Below are 14,861 nucleotides of genomic sequence, written 5' to 3'. Positions count from 1 at the left end.
GGCGGCGGTGATGGCGGTGACGGTCTGCGCCTGCGCCTCCATCGCGTAGCGGATGCGCTCGGCGCTCTCCTGCACCTCGGCGACCGTCGCCTTGATGCTGGCGTTGGTCTCGACGGTGGAGCGGGTGGCGGACTGGATGGCGGCGATCTTGGCGGCGATGTCGTCCGTCGCGCGCGCGGTCTGGCTCGCCAGGCTCTTCACCTCCTGCGCCACCACCGCGAAGCCGCGCCCCGCGTCCCCGGCGCGCGCCGCCTCGATCGTGGCATTCAACGCGAGCAGGTTGGTCTGGCCGGCGATGTCGCGGATCAGGCCCAGGATCGATTCGATCGACTTGGCGTGGTCGGACAGCGTCTCGCTCATCCCCACGGCCGTGCCCGCCTGCGCGGAGGCGCGGGTGGCGATCTCGGCCGCGGTCTCTACCTCGCGGCGCGCGTCCTCGATCGCGCGGATCAGCCCCGCGGAGGTGGACGCCGCCTCCCGCATCGCGACCGCTGACTGTTCGGCGGCGGCGGCGACCTCGCTCGCCTTGCCCAGCACGCCGCGCACCGCGGCCGACGAGCGGACCGCCTGGTCGCGCAGCTGCGACCCCTCCTGGCTCGCCACCTCCACGGTCGCGGCGATGCCGTCGCGGAACTCGGCGACGAGCCGCTCGCGCGAACACCCGGCCGCGTGGCGGACGAAGGCGTCGTGCAGCTCGGCGGTGACCTCCGCCTCCATGGCGGCGAGCCGCATCAGCGCGTCCACGAACCCGGCGAAGCGCGGATCGTCCGGCCGCACGCGGCGCACGATCAGGTCCAGCGTCACCCGGTCGCTGGTGCAGCTGATGGCGAGCAGCTCCATCGTCGGCACGCCGGACAGGTAGCTGCGTCGGACGATGAACTCCAGCATCGCAATCCAGCCGCCGGCGCCGGCTTCGGTGTAGCGTTTGGTCAGGAACGCGCGGCCCGTCTCCAGCGCCTGTGCCTCGTCGAGCGCCAGCCCCTGGCCGCGGGGAAAGACGCGCTGGCCATGCCCCCAATAGGCGCGGACGATTTCGTCCGCGTCCGGCTCGACGATCGCCCAGATCGCGCGGGCGGTCGCCTGGAGCGTGCCGTCGGGATCGAAGGCGCGCATCCGCGCGGCGGCATCGACGCGGGCGGACAGCGAGCCGGGCGCGGGAAGCGAGTCCGGCGTGGGCGGGGCGGGGGTGTTCACGGCGGTTTCGGCTCCCCTGGTCACTGGTCTGGTCATTGGCCCGTTGGTCGGCGCGGCGCTGCGCGATGCCGGCCCGCCCCGATGCCTATGATCGAAGTGGTTAGGGGCGGGTTAAGCCGCAGCGCGAGGGCGCGCGTGCTTGCATCGCAGCATGGCGGGCGTACATAGATCGTCAGTCACTTCCTTCAGGATGCAGCTTCTTGGCCAGTATCACTCCGGTGCGTGCGCGCCCGCTTTCCCCGCACATCGGCATCTATCGCTGGGGTCCGCACATGACGGTGTCGATCCTGCACCGCGCGACGGGGACGGGGATGGCGCTGGTCGGGCTGCCGCTGTTCACCTGGTGGCTGGCGGCGATCGCGGCGGGTCCTGTCGCCTATGCGCGGTTCGTGGACATCTTCACCGTCGCGTCCGGGCGGTTGAACGTTGTCGGGTGGGTGGTCGGCGTCGGCCTGACGCTCAGCCTGTTCCAGCACATGATGACCGGCATCCGCCATCTAGTGCTCGACACCGGCGCCGGCTACGAACTGCGCGTCAACAAGCAGGGCGCGGTGGCGACGATGGTCGCATCGGTGCTGCTCACCGCGATCTTCTGGCTCTGGATGGGGTTGCGCTGATGGGTACGGGCACGCAACTCGGCCGCGTCCGGGGCCTGGGTTCCAGCCACGAGGGCACGCATCACTGGTGGCGCCAGCGGTTGACCGCGGGATCGAACCTGTTCCTGATGGCGTGGCTGATGTTCTCGCTCGCCAGGGCGTCGAGCTTCGACTTCGTCGCGCTGCACGACTGGCTGCGCTCGGCCTGGGTCGTGGTGCCGATCGCACTGCTCGTCGGCTCGGTCGTCTATCACATGCGGCTCGGGCTGCAGGTGGTGATCGAGGACTATGCCCATGCGGAGAGCCGCGTCGTGCTGACCGTGCTGCTCAACGCCTATACCCTCATCGTCGCCGGCGTCGCCTTGTTCGCGATCCTGCGCATCGCTTCTGGAAGCCTCGCCTGATGCCCGCATCCTATCAGATCATCGACCACAGCTACGACGCGGTCGTCGTGGGCGCAGGCGGATCGGGGCTGCGCGCCACGATGGGCATCGCCGAGTCCGGCCTCAAGACCGCCTGCATCACCAAGGTATTCCCGACGCGCAGCCACACCGTCGCGGCGCAGGGCGGCATCGCCGCATCGCTCGGCAACAACTCGCCCGATCACTGGTCGTGGCACATGTACGACACCGTCAAGGGCTCCGACTGGCTTGGGGACCAGGACGCGATCGAATATCTGTGCCGCGAGGCGCCGGCGGCGGTGTACGAGCTGGAACACGCCGGCGTGCCGTTCAGCCGCAACGACGACGGCACCATCTACCAGCGCCCGTTCGGCGGCCACATGCAGAACATGGGCGAGGGGCCGCCGGTGCAGCGTACCTGCGCCGCCGCCGACCGCACCGGCCACGCGATGCTCCATGCCCTGTACCAGCAGTCGCTGAAGTACGACGCGGACTTCTACGTCGAGTATTTCGCCCTCGACCTCATCATGGAGAACGGCGTCTGCCGCGGCGTGATCGCGCTGTGCATGGAGACGGGCGCTATTCACCGGTTCCGCGCGCATTCAGTCGTACTGGCGACGGGCGGCTATGGCCGCTGCTATTTCTCCGCCACGTCGGCGCACACCTGCACCGGCGACGGCAATGCGATGGTGCTGCGCGCCGGGCTGCCGCTGCAGGACATGGAGTTCGTGCAGTTCCACCCGACTGGCATCTATGGCGCGGGCGTCCTCATCACGGAGGGCGCGCGCGGCGAGGGCGGGTACCTCACCAACTCGGAGGGCGAGCGGTTCATGGAACGCTACGCTCCGTCCGCCAAGGACCTGGCGTCGCGCGACGTGGTCTCGCGCTCTATGGCGCTGGAGATGCGCGAGGGGCGCGGCGTCGGCAAGAACGGCGACCACATCTGGCTCCACCTCGACCATATCGATCCCAAGGTGCTGCACGAGCGGCTGCCCGGCATCACCGAGACGGGCAAGATCTTCGCAGGCGTGGACCTGACGCGCCAGCCGCTTCCCGTCACGCCCACCGTCCACTACAACATGGGCGGCATTCCGACCAACTATCATGGCGAGGTCGTCCACCTGAAGAACGGCGATCCCGACGCGATCGTGCCCGGCCTGTTCGCGGTCGGCGAGGCGGCGTGCGTGTCGGTCCATGGCGCCAACCGGCTGGGCTCCAACAGCCTGATCGACCTTGTCGTGTTCGGTCGCGCGACGGGCCTGCGCCTCAGGGAGACGCTGAAGCCCGGCAAGTCGCACAACCCGCTGCCCAAGGGCTCGGAGGAGCTGTCGATCAGCCGGCTCGACAAGTTCCGCCATGCCGCCGGCGGCTCGCCGACCGCCGAGATCCGGGTCGACATGCAGCGCACGATGCAGAAGCATTGCGCGGTGTTCCGCGACAATGCGCTCCTGTCCGAAGGCCAGGAGAAGATCGCCGCCACCTATGCCCGGCTGGGCGACGTGGGCGTGAAGGATCGTTCGCTGATCTGGAACACCGACCTGGTCGAGACGCTGGAGCTCGACAACCTGCTCGCGCAGTCGGTGGTGACGATGGAAAGCGCCGCCAACCGCACCGAAAGCCGCGGCGCGCACGTCAACGAGGATTATCCGGACCGCAACGATGGCGAGTGGATGAAGCACACCATCGCGACGTTCGCGGGCTGGGGCGGTACCGGCGGCAAGGTTGATATCGCGTACCGCCCGGTGCACGACTACACGCTGACCGACGACGCGACGTACATCAAGCCGAAGAAGCGGGTCTACTGATCGCTCTCGCCGCCCTGGCGTTCGCGTCGGCGGCGACGCCTCCGGTCGTCCCCTTCTACACGCAGCACCTTGATGCCGCCGGCATCCCCGTCGTCGGTTCCGCTCGCGTGCCGGCGCAGGCGCTGGAGGTCGCGCGCGATCTCGTCGTCGAGCTGCTCGCCGCGCGGCCGGACCTTGCCGCCAAGCTCGTCGCGCACGGGCAGCGGGTGGCGGTGATGGCGGAGGACGAGAGCACCACCGACCTGCCCGAGCAGCGCGACTGGAAGAAGCCCGCGAGAGACGACCCGCGCCTCACCCGTTGTGAGCGCAAGCATTATGCCGAGCGGATCGGGCAGCTGTCCGACCGGCAATATTGGGACGCCCGTGCCCGCGGCATGGCCGGGCTGCTGACGTCGGGCGGAGCGGAGGACCTGCTGGGGCTGCCGCACAGCCGCTATGCCGGTCAGGACATCTTCGTCCACGAGATGGGGCATGACGTGTTCGACGCGATCTACGCCGCCGACAGGCCGCTCCATGCCCGAATCCAGGCGGCGTACCGCCACGCGATGGCTGCCGGGCTTTGGAAGGGCGAGTACGCCAGCACCACCGTCACCGAATACTGGGCGGTGGGCACGCAGTTCTGGTTCGACGATGCGCCGGTCGCGCGGTTCGACGGCCATACGGTGCTGAGCCACGAAGACCTCGCCGCCTACGACCCGGCGCTCGCCTCGGCGCTGCGCGCCGCCTATGGCGAGCGACACCGGCTGGCGGCGGATCGCTGGTGGCGCTCGCCGCTGCGCGTCCCGCCGGGGCCGTTGCCGGCGAACACGGCGGAGGTGTGCTAGGCTGCGCCGGTCCGCGGGAGCGCCGTCGGCCTAGTCCTCCTCGCCCTTGCGGAACAGCAGCAGCGCGGCGGCGCCGACGATCGCGCCGACGCCCAGCGCCGTCGCGCGCGGATGCTCGGCAGCCTTGGTATACAGGCTCGTGCGCAGCCCGGACTGTTCGCCCGACCGCTCGGTCGCCGGTCCGGCGGACGCGAACAGGTTGCTCGGTCGCGGCTGGTTACGGTCCGGATCGGTGAACGCCCTGGCCGCGATCGGAGCAAGCCTTTCGTACAGCCCCTTGAAATGCTGGGCGAACAGCACCTGCGTGCGGCCCGCGCCGCCAACCGTGATGTCGCGCCGGCGGTTCACCGCCGCGTCGAGGATCGCGTCGGCGACCAGGTCCGGATCATAGACCGGAGGCGGGATGCGCGCCGCGCCCGCCTGCTCGCCCCCGACGTGATTGGCGGCGTGCCGCGCGATCGGCGTGTCGATGCCGGATGGCTTGACCAGCGTCACCGACACGGGCGAGCCCGCGCTGGCCAGCTCGATCCTGAGCGTCTCGACATACGCCTTCACCGCATGCTTGCTCGCGCAATAGGCGCCCATCAGCGGACTGGGGATGTCCGATGCGATCGAGGCCACGGTGATGATCGCGCCCGCGCCGTCAACGACGTCCAGATGCGCCGCTGCCGCTTCGCAGCCGTGGACGACGCCAAAATAGTTGGTCTGGAACAGCCTGCGGTGCTCGTCCTCCGGCGTGTCGAGCAGCGCGGAATAGATCGCGACGCCGGCATCGTTGACCCAGGTGTCGATCTGTCCGAACAGCGCGATCGCCGCTGCCGCCGCCGCCATCACCTGCGCCCGGTCGCCGACATCGGCCAGGTGATAGTCGGCCGTTCCACTGGCCGACCGTATGTCCTTCACCGCCTGCGCCAGCGCCGTCTCGTCGCGCGCGACCAGCAGCACTTTCGCGCCCTTCCAGGCAAAGGCCTTGGCGGTGACGAGGCCGATCCCCGAACTGGCGCCGGTGACGACGACGACCTGTCGCGACAATGGCTTGAGGGAAGGCGCCGGGGTCGGCGTGGCGGGCGGTGGCATCGACGGGTCTCCTGATCGTCCGTCCAACCGTGGGGCGCGCGCCACAGTTCCGGTCGCGGTCCGATCTTCGCGGGCCGGCGGGTATATGGTATACCGGTCGCATGGCCAGTTCCGCACTCCAGCATCCCCGTCTCCTGACCGTCGAGGAGTTCCTGGAGATCGACTTCGGTCCCGGGCTCAAGGCGGAGCTCGATCGCGGTGTCATCCAGATGATGGCGGGGGGAACGCGGGATCATGCGCGCGTCCAGGGCAATGTCCTCGCCTATCTTCATGCCGCCCTGCGCGGCTCGGGCTGCCGCACCTATGGCTCCGACATGAAGGTGCGCAGCGACGACCGGTCGGTGCGATATCCCGACGTGACGGTCGATTGCGGTGCGCCCGGCGACGCCGGGAGCGATCAGTTCCTTCATGCGCCCCGCGTCATCGTCGAGATCCTGTCGCCGTCGACGCGGACGACGGACGCCGGCGTCAAGCTGGACGAATACCGCTCGATCGACACCGTCGAGACGATCGCGCTCGTCGATCCGGAGACCGAGCGGCTGCGCGTGTTGCAGCGAGCGGGTCCGCAGTCGTGGAACGACACCGCCTTTGTCGCGCCCGCCGCGCTCGACCTTCCGTCGCTGGGCGTCAGCATGCCGCATGCGGAGATATTCGCGCGCGATTGACGCATGATCGAGCATCGCCGTTCGAAGGGTTGCGTCCCGATGGCGGAAGCCATAGCTGGATAGCAGCATAGGAGCGCCCGCGATGGCCGAGTTTCGCCTGCCCAAGAACAGCGTCGTCAAGAAGGGCCAGGCGCATGCGGCCGCGTCCGACGCTACCCGCCTGAAGACGTTCCAGGTCTATCGCTACGATCCCGACAGCGGCGCCAACCCGCGCTACGACACGTTCCAGGTCGATCTCGACAGCTGTGGCCCGATGGTGCTCGACGCTCTCATCAAGATGAAGGCGGAGCAGGACTCCTCGCTCACCTTCCGCCGCTCGTGCCGCGAGGGCATCTGTGGGTCGTGTTCGATGAACATCGACGGACGCAACGGCCTCGCCTGCACCACCGCGATCGAGGACATCAAGGGGCCGATCAAGATCACCCCGCTGCCGCACATGGAGGTCATCAAGGACCTCGTCCCCGACTTCACGCATTTCTACGCGCAATATGCCTCGATCAAGCCGTGGCTTCAGACCGTCACCCCCCCGCCCTCGGGCAAGGAGCGGCTCCAGTCGCCGGCTGACCGCGCCAAGCTCGACGGATTGTACGAGTGCATCCTGTGCGCCTGCTGCTCGACCTCGTGCCCCAGCTACTGGTGGAACAGCGACAAGTTCCTGGGTCCCGCGATCCTGCTGCAGGCGTATCGCTGGCTTGCCGACAGCCGCGACGAGATGACGGGCGAGCGGCTCGACGCGCTGGAGGACCCGTTCCGCCTGTACCGTTGCCACACGATCATGAACTGCGCGAACACCTGTCCCAAGGGCCTCAACCCGGCCAAGGCAATCGCCGAGACCAAGAAGCTGGAGGCCGAGCGGGTGGTGTGAGGGGTCGGTCGCCCCGCGCGATCGTCCCTGCTTCCATCGGTCCTGGGCTCCTCAACCTTCGTTCGGCATGAGTTTCCCCACCTCCGTTCGTCCTGAGCTTGTCGAAGCCTGTCCTTCTCCAGCCGCCGGAAAAAGGGCAGAGCTTCGACAGGCTCAGCCCGAACGGGGTAGAGGGGAGCCGAACGGGGTCGGATTGGGTGAGACTATCGAGTGCCTGACGTCCTCGCCGCCTACGACGCGCTCGTCACCTCGGGCGAGTTGCGCCCCGACCCCGAACAGGCCGCCGCCGCCCGCACGCTCGATGCGTTGGCCACCGCACTCGTCCAGCCGCCGCGTACCGGCCTCCTCGCCCGCCTGACCCGTCGGGCACCGGAACCGCCGCGCGGCGCGTATCTGTGGGGCGACGTCGGGCGCGGCAAGTCGATGCTGATGGACCTGTTCTTCGCGCAGGCGGTCGGCGTTCCCAAGCGCCGCGTCCATTTCGGCGCGTTTATGCTGGAGGTCCACGCCCGCCTCGCCGCCGAGCGCACCCGCCCGGGGCGCAAGGAGGGCGATCCCATCCCGCCCGTCGCTGCCGCGATCGCCGCCGAGGCGGGCCTGCTCGCCTTCGACGAGATGATGGTCACCAACTCGCCCGACGCGATGATCCTCTCCCGGCTGTTCACCCGGCTGATCGAGGACGGGGTGACGGTGGTCGCGACGTCCAACCGCCCGCCCGGCGACCTCTATCGCAACGGCCTCAACCGCGAGCATTTCCTGCCGTTCATCGCGCTGATCGAGGCGCGGATGGACGTGCTCGCGCTCAACGGTCCGACCGACTATCGCCGCGACCGGCTGGGCGGGCAGCGGACGTGGCTGGTCCCCAACGGGGCGCACGCGACCGCCGACCTGTCCGCCGCCTTCTATCGCCTGACCGACTTCCCGGTCGAGGACGCCGCCCACGTCCCCGCGGTCGACCTGCCCGTCAGCGCAGGGCGGACGCTGCGCGTGCCCAAGGCGCTGAAGGGCGTCGCGGTGTTCTCGTTCCGCCGCCTGTGCGGGGAGGCGCGGGGGACGCCCGACTACCTCGCGGTCGCGCGCGCCTTCCACACCGTGATCCTGGTCGGCGTGCCCCGGCTCGGCCCCGACAACCGCAACGAGGCGGCGCGGTTCGTCAGCCTCGTCGACCAGCTGTACGAGCACAAGGTCAAGCTGCTCGCCGCCGCCGACGCCGAGCCCGACGCGCTCTATCCCGCCGGCGACGGCGCGTTCGAGTTCCAGCGGACGGCGAGCCGGCTGGAGGAGATGCGCTCGGACGCGTACCTTGCCAAGGGGCACGGGGCGTAAGGCACAACGGACTATTGCACATGGTTCGCAAGTGCAATAACGATGATTTCGGGTTGCCCGTGCGGTGCGAAGCCCCTAAGCCGCCGCGCGACGAGCGCGTCGCGACTGGGGACGGCGCGCGCAACCGGAGGATCGAATGGCCCGCAAGAAGATCGCGCTGATCGGCGCCGGCAACATCGGCGGCACGCTCGCGCATCTCGCGGCGCTCAAGGGTTTGGGCGATATCGTGCTGTTCGACGTGGCCGAGGGCGTGCCGCAGGGCAAGGCGCTGGACCTCAGCCAGTGTGCGCCTGTCGAGGGCTTCGACGCAGACATCACCGGCTCGAACGATTACGCTGACATCGCGGGCGCGGACGTCATCATCGTCACCGCCGGCGTCGCGCGCAAGCCGGGCATGAGCCGCGACGACCTGCTCGGCATCAACCTGAAGGTCATGAAGGCGGTCGGCGAGGGCATCAAGGCGAACGCGCCGGGGGCCTTCGTCATCTGCATCACCAACCCGCTCGACGCGATGGTGTGGGCGCTGCGCGAGTTCTCCGGCCTGCCCACCAACATGGTCGTCGGCATGGCGGGCGTGCTGGACAGCGCGCGGTTCAGCCACTTCATCGCCGACGAGTTCAAGGTGTCGGTGAAGGACGTGTCGACCTTCGTGCTCGGCGGGCACGGCGACACGATGGTGCCGGTGGTGCAGTATTCGACGGTCGCCGGCATCCCGGTGCCCGACCTGATCGCGATGGGCCGCACCACGCGGGAGCGCATCGATGCGATCGTCAAGCGAACGCGAGGCGGCGGCGGCGAGATCGTCGCGCTCCTGAAGACCGGCAGCGCCTATTACGCGCCCGCCACCAGCGGTATCGCGATGGCTGAAGCGTATCTGGGCGACCAGAAACGCCTGCTCCCCGCCGCCGCGCACGTGGCGGGCCAGTACGGGCTGGACGGCCTCTACGTCGGCGTGCCGGTGGTGATCGGCGCGGGCGGCGTCGAGCAGATCGTCGAGATCGCGCTGGACGACGAGGCCAAGGCGAACCTGCAGGTGAGCGTCGACGCGGTGAAGGAGCTGCTGGAGGCCTGCCGCGGCATCGACGAGAGCCTGAAGGCGTAAGACGTGGCCGAGCGCGATCCGCAGATCGGGAAGGCGAGCCGCCCCACGGCGGACAGCGACTTCGCGGCGTGGATCTACGATCAGGCGGCTGCCCTCAGGGAGGGCCGATTCGTCGACCTCGACATCGACGATATCGCCGACGAGGTGGAGAGCTTGGCGAAGCGGGACTTTCGCGCGTTACAAAGCGCCATTCGCCTGATCCTGCTTCACATGCTGAAATGGGACAGGCAGCCCGGAGAACGTGGCAACTCATGGCGGCGGTCGATCAATGCAGCACGCAAGCGGGTCTACAGCGAACTGGCGTCAAGCCCAAGTTTCAGGCGTCGCGTGCCGGAGGCGATCGCTTTCGTTTATCCCGGAGCCCGTGAGGATGCGTCGGATGAGACAGGCGTATTCCTGCAGCTGTTTCCTCTCACTTGCCCGTACACGTGGGAAGAGATCATGACGCGGCCGCACGATCTTGCCGCTGACAAGGTTCCCGTCGACGACGGCACGGACTTTCAGGGCGATATCCCGCTCGACGACGATGATTGATCGTTCATCACCGTATCTACAGAAAGAACCAGCGTCAGCATGAGCATCCTCGTCGACAAGACCACCAAGGTCATCACCCAGGGCATGACCGGCGAGACCGGCAGCTTCCACACCAAGGCGGCGCTGGACTATGGCACGCAGATGGTCGGCGGCGTCACGCCGGGGAAGGGCGGGACCGAGCATCTCGGCCTGCCGGTGTACGACACGGTCGCCGAGGCCGTCGCCAGGACCGGCGCGACCGCGTCCGTCATCTATGTGCCGCCGCCCTTCGCCGCCGACTCGATTCTGGAGGCGATCGATGCCGAGGTGCCGCTGATCGTCACGATCACGGAAGGTATCCCGGTGCTCGACATGGTCAAGGTCAAGCGCGCGCTCAGCGGCAGCAAGTCGCGGCTGATCGGCCCGAACTGTCCGGGCGTGCTGACGCCGGGCGAGTGCAAGATCGGCATCATGCCGGGCAGCATCTTCAAGTCCGGCTCGGTCGGCGTCGTGTCGCGCTCGGGCACGCTGACCTACGAGGCGGTGTTCCAGACGTCCAACGCCGGGCTCGGCCAGACGACGGCGGTGGGCATCGGCGGCGATCCCGTCAACGGCACCAACTTCATCGACGTGCTGGAGCTGTTCCTGGCCGACGAGGCTACGCAGTCGATTATCATGATCGGCGAGATCGGCGGCTCGGCGGAGGAGGAGGCGGCGCAGTTCCTGCGCGACGAGGCCGTTCGTGGCCGAAGCAAGCCGATGGCGGGGTTCATTGCCGGCCGCACCGCGCCGCCGGGACGCCGCATGGGCCACGCGGGCGCGATCGTGTCGGGCGGGCAGGGCGGCGCCGAGGACAAGATCGCGGCGATGGAAGCCGCCGGGATCAAGGTGGCGGCGAGCCCCAGCGAGCTGGGATCGACGCTGCTGAGCGTGTTGAACGGGTGAACCACCCTCCCTCTCCCGTCGGGAGAGGGAGGGAGCCGCGGCACGCGGCGGAAGGGTGAGGGCGATCGAGACCCCGTCACCCTCATCCTCCCACCCGGCTTCGCCGGGCGGGCCCCTCCTTCTCCCGGTGGGAGAAGGGACAGGAGAACAGACCATGGGTTACGAAGGTCAGGATTTCGGCGATATCGCAGGCGGCGTCAGCCCTGCGTTCGTGGATGCGCTCTACGCGCGTTACCAGGCGTCGCCCGACAGCGTCGAGCCGCAGTGGCGCGGGCTGTTCGAAGGGCTGGAGGGGCCGAGCCGGCCGAGCTGGACCAACGCCGCCTGGCCGCCGACGACCACTGACGACCTGACCGCCGCGCTCGACCCGACGCAGATGGAGCCGGCCGCAAAGCCGTCCAAGCCGGGCGCGAAGCCTGCGCCGGTCGCCGCCCCAGCGCCGTCGCAGGGCGACATCATCCGCGCCGCCGCCGATGCGATCCGCGCACAGCTGCTCATCCGGACCTATCGCGCGCGCGGGCATCTGGCGGCGCAGCTCGATCCGCTCGGGCTCGTCAAGAACGAGATGCCCGCCGACCTGCGTACCGAATATCACGGCTTCTCCGACGCCGACGTCGATCGGCCGGTGTATCTGGGCGGCACGCTGGGTTTCGAATGGGCGACCGTGCGCGAACTCGTCGACACGCTGCGCGCCAATTACTGCGGCCCGGTCGGCCTGGAATACATGCACATCGCCGATGTCGACGAGCGTCGCTTCCTGCAGGATCGGATGGAGGGCCAGGGCAAGGCGATCGATTTCACGCCGATCGGCAAGAAGGCGATCCTGAACAAGGTGATCGAGGCGGAGCAGTGGGAGAAGTTCCTGGGCCGCAAGTACGTCGGGACCAAGCGGTTCGGCCTCGACGGGGGCGAGGGGATGATCCCCGCGCTGGAAAGCGTCATCAAGTACGGCGGCCAGATGGGCGTGAGCGAGATCGTGTTCGGCATGGCGCATCGCGGCCGGCTGAACGTGCTGGCCAACGTGATGGCCAAGCCGTTGCGCGTGATCTTCCACGAGTTCGCGGGCGGATCGTCGAACCCTGACGACATCGGTGGGTCGGGCGACGTGAAATACCACCTCGGCACCAGCACCGACCGCGAGTTCGACGGGCATCACGTCCACCTGAGCCTGGTCGCGAACCCCAGCCACCTGGAGGCCGCCGACCCCGTCGTCCTTGGCAAGACCCGCGCGATCCAGACGATCGCCGGCGACCTGAACGAGCATCGGCAATCGCTGCCCGTGCTGATCCACGGCGACGCCGCGATGGCGGGGCAGGGGATCGTGTGGGAGTGTTTCGGCTTCTCGGGGATCCGCGGCTACAACACCGGCGGCTGCGTCCACTTCATCATCAACAACCAGATCGGTTTCACGACCAGTCCGCAGTTCGCCCGATCGTCGCCTTATTCGTCTGACGTGGCAAAGGGGGTGCAGGCGCCCATCTTCCACGTCAACGGCGACGATCCCGAGGCTGTGACCTTCGCGACCAAGATGGCGATGGAATACCGCCAGACGTTCCACCGCGACGTCGTGATCGACATGTGGTGCTACCGCCGCTTTGGCCACAACGAGGGCGACGAGCCGAGTTTCACCCAGCCGCTGATGTACGGCCGCATCCGCCAGCATCCGCCGGTCAGCGAGGTCTATGGCCGCCGGCTGATCGCCGAGGGCGTGATCGACCAGGCATGGATCGACGACAACGTGCGCCAGTACGTCGCCCGGCTGGAGGGCGAGTTCGAGGCCGGCGCGAGCTACAAGGCCAATCGCGCCGACTGGTTCGCCGGCCGGTGGTCGGGGCTGCACGCGCCGGCCGACGCCGAGACGGCGCGCCGCAACGTCGAGACGGGGATACCCGCCAAGCTGTTCGACTCGCTCGGCCGCACGCTGACGGGCGTTCCCGAGGGGCTGACGATCCACAAGACGCTGGGCCGCGTGCTGGACGCGAAGGCGCAGATGTTCCGGTCGGGCGAGGGCTTCGACTGGGCGACCGGCGAGGCGCTGGCGTTCGGGTCGCTGCTGTCGGAAGGGTATGGCGTCCGCCTGTCGGGCCAGGATTCGGGCCGCGGCACGTTCAGCCAGCGCCATGCGGTGTGGGTCGATCAGGGCGACGAGCACAAGTACGTGCCGCTGCAGACCGTCGAGCATGGCCGCTTCGAGGTGCTAGACTCGCCGCTGTCCGAATATGGCGTGCTCGGCTTCGAATACGGCTATGCGCTCGCCGATCCCAAGACGCTGGTGCTGTGGGAGGCTCAGTTCGGCGACTTCGCCAACGGCGCGCAGATCATGATCGACCAGTTCATCGCCAGCGGCGAGGCCAAGTGGCTGCGCGCCAACGGCCTCGTCCTGCTGCTGCCGCACGGGTACGAGGGGCAGGGGCCGGAACATTCGTCCGCGCGGCCCGAGCGGTTCCTGCAATTGTGCGCGCAGGACAACATGCAGGTGGCGAACTGCACGACGCCCGCCAACTACTTCCACCTGCTGCGCCGGCAGATGCACCGCGGCTTCCGCAAGCCGCTGGTGGTGATGACGCCCAAGTCGCTGCTGCGGCACAAGATGGCGGTAAGCCAGGCGGCGGCGTTCCAGGGCGACAGCCACTTCCGCCGCATCCTGTCCGATCCCTCGCCGTGCGCCGACGCGGAGACCAAGCGGATGGTGCTGTGCACCGGCAAGGTCGCCTACGACCTGATCGAGGCGCGCGACGCGGCCGGCGACCGGGATACGCAGATCGTGCGGGTCGAACAGCTTTATCCCTTCCCCGGCGATCCGCTGGCATCGCGGCTTGCGCGCTGTCCGGCGCTGGAGGAGGTGGTCTGGGCGCAGGAGGAGCCGCGCAACCAGGGATATTGGGGCTTCGTCGAGCCGTTCGTCGAGCAGGCGATGGTGGAGGCGCGCATCGCGCCCAGGCGTCCGCGCTATGCGGGCCGCAGCGCCGCCGCCTCGCCCGCGACCGGACTGATGAAGCGCCACCAGCTGGAACAGGCGGCGCTGGTCGCCGATGCGCTGGGCCATAGCGTGCGGGGCGAGATCCGGCGCACGCAGACGCTGACGAAATAAGGTTCTCCTCCCGTTTCCCTGGCGAAGGCCGGGGTCCGGTCGGGAGGACGGTTGCAACGAAGCGTGACGCCCGATCATCGTCGTCGCGCAACTGGCCCCGGTTTTTGCCGGAGTGTTAAGGAAGCAGTAGAGATGGCCACCGAAGTCCTTGTCCCCGTGCTGGGCGAATCGATCACCGAGGCGACGCTGGGCCAATGGCTCAAGCGGCCGGGCGATCCCGTGCAGGTCGACGAGCCGATCGCCAGCCTGGAAACCGACAAGGTCTCGGTAGAGGTCCCCTCGCCGGTCGCGGGAACCATGGGCCAGCATGCGGTGAAGGAGGGCGACACCGTCGAGGTCGGCGCGATGATAGCGACGATCGACGCCGGCGGCGGCGCTCCCGCGCAGGTCGCCGCGCCTCAGCCCGCCGTCACCGCGGGCGTGACGTCGGGCAGCCCGGACAGGACCCAGGCGCGCG

At 68.7% G+C, this 14,861-nt stretch carries 14 protein-coding genes; 12 read left to right on the top strand and 2 right to left on the bottom strand.

Features of this window, described 5'->3' with window-relative positions; translation table 11 throughout:
• The coding region (locus HUV01_RS04750; RefSeq protein ID WP_174297162.1) for a methyl-accepting chemotaxis protein at positions 1-1,113 on the bottom strand (1,113 nt) is incomplete at its 3' end.
• Positions 1,114-1,394: 281 nt separating this feature from the next.
• Here HUV01_RS04750 and sdhC point away from each other — a divergent pair.
• The 4 genes from sdhC (at position 1,395) to HUV01_RS04730 (ending at position 4,820) form a co-directional block, all read left to right on the top strand.
• Positions 1,395-1,811 carry a succinate dehydrogenase, cytochrome b556 subunit gene (sdhC, locus tag HUV01_RS04745; protein ID WP_438827145.1) on the top strand — a complete coding sequence of 139 codons (417 nt, stop codon included), beginning with the start codon at positions 1,395-1,397 and terminating at the stop codon, positions 1,809-1,811.
• On the top strand, positions 1,811-2,194 hold the full coding sequence (gene sdhD, locus HUV01_RS04740) for a succinate dehydrogenase, hydrophobic membrane anchor protein (protein WP_174297159.1): 384 nt from the start codon (positions 1,811-1,813) through the stop codon (positions 2,192-2,194). Before sdhC ends, sdhD begins: the two co-directional genes overlap by 1 nt.
• Complete coding sequence (gene sdhA / locus HUV01_RS04735; RefSeq protein ID WP_174297158.1) at positions 2,194-3,996, top strand: succinate dehydrogenase flavoprotein subunit; 1,803 nt, start codon at positions 2,194-2,196, stop codon at positions 3,994-3,996. Before sdhD ends, sdhA begins: the two co-directional genes overlap by 1 nt.
• A gap of 107 nt (positions 3,997-4,103) precedes the next feature.
• Positions 4,104-4,820, top strand: coding sequence for a glycoside hydrolase (locus HUV01_RS04730; RefSeq protein WP_254606383.1), 717 nt, complete (start codon positions 4,104-4,106; stop codon positions 4,818-4,820).
• A 30-nt stretch (positions 4,821-4,850) separates the two neighbouring features.
• Here the strand turns inward: HUV01_RS04730 and HUV01_RS04725 are convergent, their stop codons facing one another.
• Positions 4,851-5,897, bottom strand: coding sequence for an SDR family oxidoreductase (locus tag HUV01_RS04725; protein ID WP_174297157.1), 1,047 nt, complete (start codon positions 5,895-5,897; stop codon positions 4,851-4,853).
• Positions 5,898-5,998: 101 nt separating this feature from the next.
• Between HUV01_RS04725 and HUV01_RS04720 the strand changes: the two genes are divergently transcribed.
• The 8 genes from HUV01_RS04720 to HUV01_RS04685 form a co-directional block, all read left to right on the top strand.
• Positions 5,999-6,562 carry a Uma2 family endonuclease gene (locus HUV01_RS04720; protein WP_174297156.1) on the top strand — a complete coding sequence of 188 codons (564 nt, stop codon included), beginning with the start codon at positions 5,999-6,001 and terminating at the stop codon, positions 6,560-6,562.
• Between the two features lie 82 nt (positions 6,563-6,644).
• Positions 6,645-7,427 carry a succinate dehydrogenase iron-sulfur subunit gene (locus tag HUV01_RS04715; RefSeq protein WP_174297155.1) on the top strand — a complete coding sequence of 261 codons (783 nt, stop codon included), beginning with the start codon at positions 6,645-6,647 and terminating at the stop codon, positions 7,425-7,427.
• A gap of 210 nt (positions 7,428-7,637) precedes the next feature.
• Positions 7,638-8,753 carry a cell division protein ZapE gene (gene zapE / locus HUV01_RS04710; protein ID WP_174297154.1) on the top strand — a complete coding sequence of 372 codons (1,116 nt, stop codon included), beginning with the start codon at positions 7,638-7,640 and terminating at the stop codon, positions 8,751-8,753.
• A 136-nt stretch (positions 8,754-8,889) separates the two neighbouring features.
• Positions 8,890-9,855 carry a malate dehydrogenase gene (gene mdh, locus HUV01_RS04705; RefSeq protein ID WP_174297153.1) on the top strand — a complete coding sequence of 322 codons (966 nt, stop codon included), beginning with the start codon at positions 8,890-8,892 and terminating at the stop codon, positions 9,853-9,855.
• Positions 9,856-9,858: 3 nt separating this feature from the next.
• Entirely contained in the window at positions 9,859-10,389 is a 531-nt protein-coding gene (locus tag HUV01_RS04700) for a DUF29 domain-containing protein (RefSeq protein ID WP_174297152.1), read from the top strand.
• Positions 10,390-10,428: 39 nt separating this feature from the next.
• Complete coding sequence (gene sucD / locus HUV01_RS04695) at positions 10,429-11,313, top strand: succinate--CoA ligase subunit alpha (protein WP_174297151.1); 885 nt, start codon at positions 10,429-10,431, stop codon at positions 11,311-11,313.
• A 154-nt stretch (positions 11,314-11,467) separates the two neighbouring features.
• Positions 11,468-14,404, top strand: a complete 2,937-nt coding sequence (locus tag HUV01_RS04690; protein ID WP_174297150.1) for a 2-oxoglutarate dehydrogenase E1 component — start codon at positions 11,468-11,470, stop codon at positions 14,402-14,404.
• A gap of 132 nt (positions 14,405-14,536) precedes the next feature.
• Positions 14,537-14,861, top strand: a 325-nt coding sequence (locus HUV01_RS04685) for a biotin/lipoyl-containing protein (protein ID WP_302480022.1), incomplete at its 3' end; no start/stop codon positions are given.

It is taken from the genome of Sphingomonas bacterium, from assembly GCF_903643035.1.
Lineage (GTDB): Bacteria > Pseudomonadota > Alphaproteobacteria > Sphingomonadales > Sphingomonadaceae > Sphingomonas.
This window is presented reverse-complemented; position numbering and strand designations above follow the sequence as displayed.

Bases quoted from the DNA above. Each gene is read 5' to 3' on its own strand.
- HUV01_RS04725 (WP_174297157.1), bottom strand. From the start codon at position 5,897: ATGCCACCGCCCGCCACGCCGACCCCGGCGCCTTCCCTCAAGCCATTG.
- sdhA (WP_174297158.1), top strand. From the start codon at position 2,194: ATGCCCGCATCCTATCAGATCATCGACCACAGCTACGACGCGGTCGTC.
- HUV01_RS04715 (WP_174297155.1), top strand. From the start codon at position 6,645: ATGGCCGAGTTTCGCCTGCCCAAGAACAGCGTCGTCAAGAAGGGCCAG.
- HUV01_RS04690 (WP_174297150.1), top strand. From the start codon at position 11,468: ATGGGTTACGAAGGTCAGGATTTCGGCGATATCGCAGGCGGCGTCAGC.
- mdh (WP_174297153.1), top strand. From the start codon at position 8,890: ATGGCCCGCAAGAAGATCGCGCTGATCGGCGCCGGCAACATCGGCGGC.
- sucD (WP_174297151.1), top strand. From the start codon at position 10,429: ATGAGCATCCTCGTCGACAAGACCACCAAGGTCATCACCCAGGGCATG.
- sdhD (WP_174297159.1), top strand. From the start codon at position 1,811: ATGGGTACGGGCACGCAACTCGGCCGCGTCCGGGGCCTGGGTTCCAGC.
- HUV01_RS04720 (WP_174297156.1), top strand. From the start codon at position 5,999: ATGGCCAGTTCCGCACTCCAGCATCCCCGTCTCCTGACCGTCGAGGAG.